The following is an 8,973-nucleotide window of genomic DNA, read 5'->3' as shown; positions in this document are numbered from 1 at the left end:
TCACTTTGGCATCTACAGTGTAGTCACCGTCAGGCAATTCACCCGGTACGTCTACGCTGAAGCTGCCGTCACCGTTTACGGTGGTGGTAACGGTTTGGGTGGCGCCGTTGGCATCGGTTACCACAACGGTTACTTCCGAACCTTCCGGTGCGTCGGTTTTACCGGTAATGGTCGGGGTATTGTCACCGGTGTTATCCGGGGCATCTACGCTGATGCTCGGACCGGTGGTGTCAACCACATTGCCGTTATTGTCTTCGGCAGTGGCGCTGTTACCGGCTTTGTCGCTTACGCTGGCTTTGGCAGTGTATTCGCCGTCGGCCAACGGATTCGGTACCTCTACGCTGTAGCTACCGTCCGCTTTAACGGTGGTGGTGATGGTTTGGGTCGCACCGGTGCTGTCGGTCACCACAACGGTCACGACTTGGCCTTCTTCCACATCTTGAGTGGTGCCGGTAATGGTCGGGGTGTTGTCACCGGTTAAATCAGGGGCTTCTACGGTAATGGATGCAGTGGTGTCTACCGAACCGTTATCCGTAGCAGTACCTTCATTACCCAACTTATCTTTAACGGTTGCAGTAACGCTATACTCGCCATCAGGTAATGCATTGGGCACATCTACACTATAAGTACCGTCTGCATTTACTACGGTACTAACAGTTTGTTTAGTACCATCAGAAGCGGTAATTTCCAATGTAACAACTTGGCCTTCTTCCACATCTGTAACCGTACCGGTAATAGTCGGAGTGTTATCCGTAATATCATCCGGTGCATCTACCGTAATTTGTGCGGTAGTATCAATACTACCCGGATCTGTTGCAGTCGCAGATTGATTTGAAGGAGTGACAACAGTTGCAGTAGCCGTATATTCGCCGTCGGCCAACGGGTTTAACGGCACGACAGAATATTCACCTGTTTCGCCAACAGTTACGGAAACGGATTGGCTAACACCTTGACTATCTGTTAATACGACAGTCACCACACTATCGGGCGCTACATTACTGGCAACACCTTTAATTTCAGGGGTATTGTCATTGGTATTATCCGGCGCATCTACAGTAATGCTCGGCTCACGATGATTATCACCACCGCCATGACCTCCTGATGCGGCTAATGCACCTATCGGCACTAAAGCCAACAACCAAAATGGATTAAATGCCCATGTAGCGGCGATAATTTCCCCACCCAAAGCTTGTCCTGCCAGAACTTCTTCGGCCAACATGGTAACAGCATCAGAAACTTCGGTACTTTCCGGCACATACGGATAGATGTTACCGTTTTCGTGCTGACCGATAAGCAAACTACTTTTTGAAGCACCGGTTTCATTTGAGTAATAGCCTTCCAAAATCAAATCGGGATTTTCAATATCGGTGCCTTCAAAAGCTATGGTGAGGTCATCACCAACGCGTTTGGTCATAATATTTTCCGGAGCAAATTGTGTTAAATCTTCTACAAACTGATAATTGACATCTGCTTGCGCAGGAATGCGTAATACTTCGCCTGAAGCCGTCTGAAATTTAACCGTTTCAATGGTTTGCTTGGCATTATTAATATTTAAAGTAATATTTCTAGACATTTTATTCACCTTATAATGTTTAATTTAATTTATTGTTTTTCACCATGCAGAATCACATCCACACGACGGTTAGGCTGATCACACGCGATACGCGCTTTACTATTGTTTGGATGTTGAACACGGCAATTGTTCACAACCAATTCGCGCTCCCCTCTACCTTCAGCGCTAATTAACCGTTTATCCAATCCGGTATCTTCAAGTACTTTTTTCACGGTAACCGCACGGTCATATGAAAGTTTTTGATTGTATTCCGGTGATCCGGCGGGATCTGCGTGACCCACCACGGCAATACCGCGAATTAAATCAGGATTTTGTTTGATTTCATTAGAGATATTCGTTAATTCTTGCTTACCTTTCGGCAGCACGCTGGCATAGTCCGACCGGTCGAATTTAAATAGTGCGGAAGCTTGCAAGCTGTATTTTTTCAAAACAACCGCACATTTTTCCGAGCTAACTACACGGGAAAGAGTATGATTTTGACGGGGAATCCCTTGCATTTCCTGCTCTGCTTGTTCAGGAGAAACGGCGCGTAACACAGGATTGCCATTACCATCATCCACTACTTTAAAGAAAGATACGGCTGATTCAGGGAGATTATAATAATCACCTAATTGATGTTTGTTGCGATAGCCGATATCTTGTTTGGTAAATTCCGCATAAAACCGTTGGTTCTGCGCACAAACTGTTTCTTGACGATATGCATTAGGTTGCAGAGAACCTGAATATTGGCCGTTTACATAAATATTAACTGTCGGTCCTTCAACCGCACCCGCCTGACGGTAAATTACAACGGACGAACGATTTTCCGGTACAGCAGTGCTGTAAGCAGCCTGTTGAGTATCTACCCAACTTTCTTTAGGATGCGAAACACAACCCATAGCGGTAAGCGGTAATAACATCCACAATAATTTACGATATTGAAACATGACTCAAAACTCCTGATAATTTAAGACGCATCTGCGTTCAGACGCATTTTTGTTATAAACACAAACATCCCCAGTTATTGCTAAACTTTGACACAATATATTTTCATACGGCATAGTACATTGCAATATTAAGATGATATACGCATTACAAAATCTTTCACACACATGCATACCAACGGTATTTTTTTTCGGATAACAGGTATTTTGTTACAGAACAAAGTTTATTTTTTACTTTCCAGATAAAAAAATTAACTCTTTGAATTTTAATAATTAAATAAAAATAAAATGCAAAAAAATATATTAAAACAATAATTACATTAAAAATTATCTTTTTTGCAACACTATGTTTATAAAAAACGATAAAACAATAATTTTTCTATAACTTCTATAAAACACCAATCAGGTTATTTACGCTAAAATATCGGCTTTCCTTTTATCGCTCCTAAATCATGCGCCTTACCCACATTAAGCTAGCCGGTTTTAAATCTTTCACCGACCCCACCACCATTCATGTACCCGGACAGCTGGTCGCCGTTATCGGCCCCAACGGCTGCGGGAAATCAAACGTTATCGATGCCGTGCGTTGGGTTTTAGGCGAAGCTTCGGCCAAGCAGCTTCGTGGTGAAAGCATGCAAGATGTGATTTTTAACGGCGCAGCCACCCGCCGGCCGGCGCCACGGGCTTCGGTAGAACTGGTTTTTGATAACAGCGACCACAGTCTTCAGGGCGCATGGGGGCAATATGGCGAAGTCAGCATCAAACGCCAGCTCACTCGCCAGGGCGAATCGACTTACTACATCAACAATCAAGTGGTTCGCCGACGGGACATTACCGATTTATTTTTAGGAACAGGGGTAGGCGCAAGGGGTTATGCCGTTATCGAACAAGGCATGATTTCCAGAATTATCGAAGCACGCCCCGAAGAGCTGCGCGCCTATATAGAAGAAGCCGCAGGCGTATCCAAATACAAAGAAAGACGCAAAGAAACAGAAGGCCGTCTGAAAGATACGCGCGAACATCTGCAAAGGCTGGCAGACCTGCAAAGTGAGCTGGCGCGCCAAGTCGAAAAGCTCGAAAAACAGGCCGAAACCGCAGAGCGTTATCAAACACTCAGCCGCCAACTCACCCAACAGCAAGACCTGTTGGATTATGTACAATGGCAGCAATCCCTAACCGCTGCCGATAAAGCAACGGCGCAACACCAAGCTTTCCAACAACAGCAAGATGAAACCGCCGCCCAAATCCAAACCCTAACCGACCGGATTCACGCACTACAGGCCACCGAGCAAGCCCAACAACAAAGCGTGCACAATATCAGCAACCAGCGCGGTGTTTTGCGCGAACAAATCGCCCGTTTGGAAGAACAAATCCGACACCAACAAAACCTACACCAGCGCATCGAACGCGACAAAGCCGCCGCACAGGCACAATTGCAACGGATTCACCAAGAACAACAGCAAATCCGTGCACAACAAGAAGAAACCGACTTTCAAATCGAAGAGAAGCAAACCGAACTGGCCGAACTGGCCATGCTGGTTGCCGAGCATGAAGAACGCCTGCCCGAATTAGAAGAAGCCCAAATCACCTTAAACACCGCCTATCAAAACCAACAAGACGAGCATAACCGGCTCAAGCGCGAACTGGCTTTAAAACAGCAACAACTTAGCCATGCCGAACAAACCCTGCAACAACAGCAAGCCCGACAAGGCCGTCTGAAACAAGAAAGCCAAGCCTTAAACCTACCCGACGAACACGAAACAGCGGCAGCCCAAGAACAGGCTGCCCTATTGCAAAGCCAACAAGAACATTACGAAGAACAAATCTTAATCGCCGAAGAGCAACTCAATACCCAACGGGAATACTTTCAGACGGCCTCACAAGCACAACAGCAATTACAACAACAATATATTACCCTGCAAGCGCAGCAACAGGCACTGGCACAATTGCTCGCCCAAGATGAAACCGCCCAAACCGACTTTTGGCAACACACCAATGCCAATCAGGCACCGCAACTATGGCAACACATTAAAGCGCCGGCCGACTGGCAACACGCGTTAGGTGTGATACTGGCCGAACGCTTGCACGCCCGTGCCGTACCCGAATCATTCACCGCCCCCGCCCCACTACCCGAAGGACGTGCGGCATGGATAAGCGACAAACTCTCAGGCGGCCTGAAAAAAACCCTGCTCGCCCAAGCATTGCTAAATCAAATTCAAGCGCAAGCACCGTTTCAGACGGCCTTACATCATTGGCTGGACGGCGTGTTATGCGCCCCCAATCTTGAGTTTGCCATTCAACACCAAAACGACTTACAAGGCAGCCAAATCTGGCTAACCCCCGAAGGCCATCAAATCGACCGTGTCAGCGTTGTGTTATACGCCCAAGCCGCGCAAGAAAACCTCATCGCACGCAAAACACGCTTAGACGAACTTTCAACCGAACTCGAAACCTTAAACCCCAAACTCAAGGCCGCCGAGCATGACTACACTCAGGCACAAAATGCCTTAAACGCCGCCGAACTACACTATAAAAACCTACATCAACAGCAAAAACAACACAGCCAGCAATACCAATCCGCCCAAAACCGCGCCGCCGAACTGCTTGCCCGCACCAATCAAGGGCAAATCCGCCGCGAACATATCGAGCACGAACTGCTACAACTCGAAGAAGAACAAATCATTCTCGAACAAACTTCAGACGGCCTCAGAGACGATATTGCCACGCTAACCGAAGCAGCCGCAGAGCTGGAACAACAGCAACAAAGTATCGGCGGCAACCGCCAGGCACAACAAGGCCGTCTGAAACAAGCCCAGCTCGCCTTACTCGAAACCAACCGCCAATACGGTTTGGTCGAAGTGGCCGTGCACAAACTGCAGCAACAAAAACAAAACTTCCAACACCAGTTAGCCCAACTCGAACAACAAACACTCGACTGGCAGGAACGCCAATCCGAACTGGCGCTTGCGTATGAAACCGAAGCACAAAACAGCGAACAACACGCCAAACTCGAACACCTTACCGAATCCGTGCACACCCTCGACGAACAATACGCCGCGATACAAGAGCAATTGGCGGCTACCCAAGAAGAAGGCCGCGAGCAATACGCCCGCCAGCAAACCCTATCGGCCAAACTGCCGCAATTACAAGCCGCTACCCAAACCGCACTACTGCAACAACAAGAAGCCTTATTAAACGCCAAACGCTTTCATCAAAACCTAACCGAACGCGAAGCCGATCTCGACGCACTGGCAACACTTGCCGCCGAATCGGGCGGATTAAAGTCGCTCAACAATGATATCGGCAGTCTGTCTCAGCAAATCGAAGCCCTCGGCGCCGTTAACCTTGCCGCCTTACAAGAATTGGAAGAAGCACGCGAGCGCGACGATTATTACCGCAGCCAAAGCGAAGATGTACAAGCCGCTATCGACCTACTCGAAGAAGCCATCGACCAAATCGACAGCAAAACCAAAGCCCGTTTCAAAGAAACGTTTGATGCCGTGAATGAAAAAGTACAAACCTTTTTCCCAACCCTGTTCGGCGGCGGCGAAGCCAAACTACATATGATCGGCGACGACTTACTCAGCGCCGGCGTATCCATTATGGCGCGCCCGCCCGGCAAGAAAAACAGCACCATCCATCTGTTGAGCGGCGGTGAAAAAGCCCTAACCGCCATGAGTTTGGTTTTTGCCCTATTCAGCCTCAATCCCGCCCCGTTCTGCCTCTTAGACGAAGTAGATGCACCGTTGGACGATGCCAATACCGGCCGTTTCTGCAACCTCGTGAAAGAAATGTCGGCACAAACTCAATTCCTCTATATTTCCCATAACCGACTAACTATGGAAATGGCCGAACAGCTTATCGGCGTTACCATGCAGGAAAAAGGGGTTTCCCGAATTGTTGCCGTTGATATCCAACAGGCTTTAAGCATGGCCGAACCGGCTTAAATCCCCAAATCCAATACCAACCTGCTAGAAACCTCTTCCCGTTTATGCAATAATCCAGCCCGATTTTGATTACATATAAAATGCTATATAACTAAATTTAAACTTAATACTTAACCTACAAAAAAGGAAATACGAATATGAAGAATAAACTCATCTTAGCCGCGACTCTATTGCTCGGCGCCACATCCGTATGGGCGGCGGAACCATCTACCGAATCTCTGGAGCGCTTAATGAAAGTGCAACAATTTGATAAAATTATGGATGCCTCTTTTCAAAACATACCTAACACTACTCTTACAGACCCTCGCTATCAAGAAGCCATTCAAAGCGTACCGGCAAACAAACGCGCAGCAATAAAGGCCAAACTGGATCAATACATACGCAATCAGGCGGCCGCCATCAACAATGCGCAAACCCGTGCCGACGGCCGACGCATCGCCATTGACGGTATCCGTAAAATCTATACCCAAGAAGAAGTAGATGCCATGATTGCTTTTTACGGTTCCCCCATAGGCCAGTCGATTAACGCAAAAATGCCGCAATACATGGCAGTCGTTATGTTGTCACTCCCCATTGTTATTGAGCGTAACCTGCAACAATATGACAAACAAAATCAGGCCAAACTCAATCGTGAAATCAATCAGATTATTTGTGGTCGGGATACCTGTAAATAAGAAAACAAATAGAATAAAAAGAATTTTTGAATAAACTTTAAATGCCGTCTGAAAACATTGGGCAAAAACTTAGGGCTATCAAATAGCCCAACCATATTTGTTTGAAACAGACGGCATACCTTACTCATAAAATAGCTTACGGCAATCCTCAATACGCCATCTAAAAATAAGGATATGCCATCCGAACGGAAACAATCTATATTTTCAGACCATTTCACCCTATAACCCAAAGCCCTCATGCTTTATAATCCCCCTTTTCGATACGCCGTCTGAAGACAACATCATGAAATGGCTTAAACGCACCCGCACCATTACCCAAACTGTTTACCGTTACGGACTCACCGATTTATTTGCCGGGCACATCCGTCAAAAATGGCTGCAAGCCCTTATACAGAAAATACCGCAGTCATCACAAACCAAAAATGATCCGCTCCCCGTACGCCTCCGTTTGGCTTTAGAATCTCTGGGACCGATTTTTGTGAAATTCGGCCAAGTGCTTTCCACCCGCCCCGACCTCATTCCCGCGCCATACGCAACGGAATTGGCCAAACTGCAAGACCGTGTACCGCCTTTTGATGCTACACTGGCACGAAATCAAATCGAATCCTCCCTCGGCCAATCCATCGAAACGCTTTATGCCGAATTCGAAACCGAACCGATTGCCAGCGCATCCATCGCCCAAGTGCACAAAGCACGTCTGCATAGTGGCGAGCAAGTAGCCGTTAAAGTTTTACGCCCCAATATATTGCCCGTTATCGAGCAAGACTTGGCTTTATTGCGTTTTGCCGCCGGTTGGGTCGAACGCCTGTTTGCCGACGGCAAACGCCTGAAGCCGCGTGAAGTCGTGGCCGAATTCAATCAATATCTGCACGACGAATTAGACCTCATGCGTGAGGCCGCCAATGCCAGCCAGCTCGGCCGAAATTTCAAAAACAGCGACATGCTGATTGTGCCCAATGTTTATTATGATTACTGCAGCCGCGACGTACTGACTATTGAATGGATGGAAGGTACACCGGTATCCGATATTGCCGCGCTGAAAGCCAAAAATATCGACTTATCAACCCTCGCCCGCTATGGCGTAGAAATCTTTTTTACCCAAGTATTCCGACACGGTTTTTTTCATGCCGATATGCACCCCGGCAATATTTTAGTAGCCGACGATGGCCGCTATATCGCCTTAGATTTCGGCATTGTCGGCAGCCTTACCGATTACGACCGACGCTATCTGGCTATTAACTTTCTGGCCTTTTTCAACCGCGACTACCACCGCGTTGCTATGGCACATATCGAATCGGGCTGGGTACCGCCGGAAACCCGTGCCGAAGAATTGGAGGCCGCCGTACGGACGGTGTGCGAACCGATTTTCAACAAACCCTTATCGCAAATTTCATTCGGTTTGGTATTAATGCGCCTGTTTGAAACCAGTCGCCGTTTTAATGTTGAAATCCAACCTCAATTGGTTTTACTACAAAAAACATTATTGAATATCGAAGGCTTGGGCCGCCAGCTTGATCCCGATTTGGATTTATGGGCAACCGCCAAACCATTCCTAACCCAATGGATGGGCGAACAAATCGGCCCCAAAGCCTTTTGGAACAACCTTAAAAACGAAGCTCCCGATTGGGCGCAAATCCTGCCCGCACTGCCGCGTAAAATCAATATGCTGGTGGATGAAAACCGACAACAGGAAATGCGCGATGCCTATATTCATCTGGTTAAAATCCAACAGCGGCAAAGCCTATGGCTGGCGGTAATTGCCATTGCACTACTCTTGATTGTTTTATTCAAATAATCATTTCAATATAGATAATACGCAAATAACGAGGCCGTCTGAATGATTTCAGACGGCCTCG

The 8,973-nt window shown here is 47.3% G+C and carries 5 protein-coding genes; 3 read left to right on the top strand and 2 right to left on the bottom strand.

The genetic code is table 11. The annotated features are described in order from the left end of the window. Window positions 1-1,573, bottom strand: a 1,573-nt coding sequence (locus tag NXS09_RS02305) for an Ig-like domain-containing protein (protein ID WP_259290935.1), incomplete at its 3' end; no start/stop codon positions are given. A 29-nt stretch (window positions 1,574-1,602) separates the two neighbouring features. Further along, complete coding sequence (locus tag NXS09_RS02300; protein ID WP_259290934.1) at window positions 1,603-2,499, bottom strand: OmpA family protein; 897 nt, start codon at window positions 2,497-2,499, stop codon at window positions 1,603-1,605. A 449-nt stretch (window positions 2,500-2,948) separates the two neighbouring features. On the opposite strand from NXS09_RS02300, the gene smc reads away from it, so the two are divergent. The 3 genes from smc to ubiB all read left to right on the top strand — a co-directional run bounded on the left by smc (window position 2,949) and on the right by ubiB (window position 8,912). Beyond that, entirely contained in the window at window positions 2,949-6,443 is a 3,495-nt protein-coding gene (gene smc / locus NXS09_RS02295; RefSeq protein ID WP_259290933.1) for a chromosome segregation protein SMC, read from the top strand. A 137-nt stretch (window positions 6,444-6,580) separates the two neighbouring features. Beyond that, complete coding sequence (locus NXS09_RS02290; protein ID WP_259290932.1) at window positions 6,581-7,117, top strand: DUF2059 domain-containing protein; 537 nt, start codon at window positions 6,581-6,583, stop codon at window positions 7,115-7,117. A gap of 283 nt (window positions 7,118-7,400) precedes the next feature. Next, a complete protein-coding gene (gene ubiB / locus NXS09_RS02285) occupies window positions 7,401-8,912 on the top strand; it encodes a ubiquinone biosynthesis regulatory protein kinase UbiB (RefSeq protein WP_259290931.1) in 1,512 nt (503 codons plus the stop codon). Window positions 8,913-8,973: the final 61 nt, after the last annotated feature.

This window comes from Neisseria montereyensis (assembly GCF_024834045.1).
Classification (GTDB): Bacteria; Pseudomonadota; Gammaproteobacteria; order Burkholderiales; family Neisseriaceae; genus Neisseria; species Neisseria montereyensis.
This window is presented reverse-complemented; position numbering and strand designations above follow the sequence as displayed.

Coding starts and splice junctions, on each gene's coding strand:
- NXS09_RS02300 (WP_259290934.1), bottom strand. CDS start 2,499: ATGTTTCAATATCGTAAATTATTGTGGATGTTATTACCGCTTACCGCT.
- smc (WP_259290933.1), top strand. CDS start 2,949: ATGCGCCTTACCCACATTAAGCTAGCCGGTTTTAAATCTTTCACCGAC.
- NXS09_RS02290 (WP_259290932.1), top strand. CDS start 6,581: ATGAAGAATAAACTCATCTTAGCCGCGACTCTATTGCTCGGCGCCACA.
- ubiB (WP_259290931.1), top strand. CDS start 7,401: ATGAAATGGCTTAAACGCACCCGCACCATTACCCAAACTGTTTACCGT.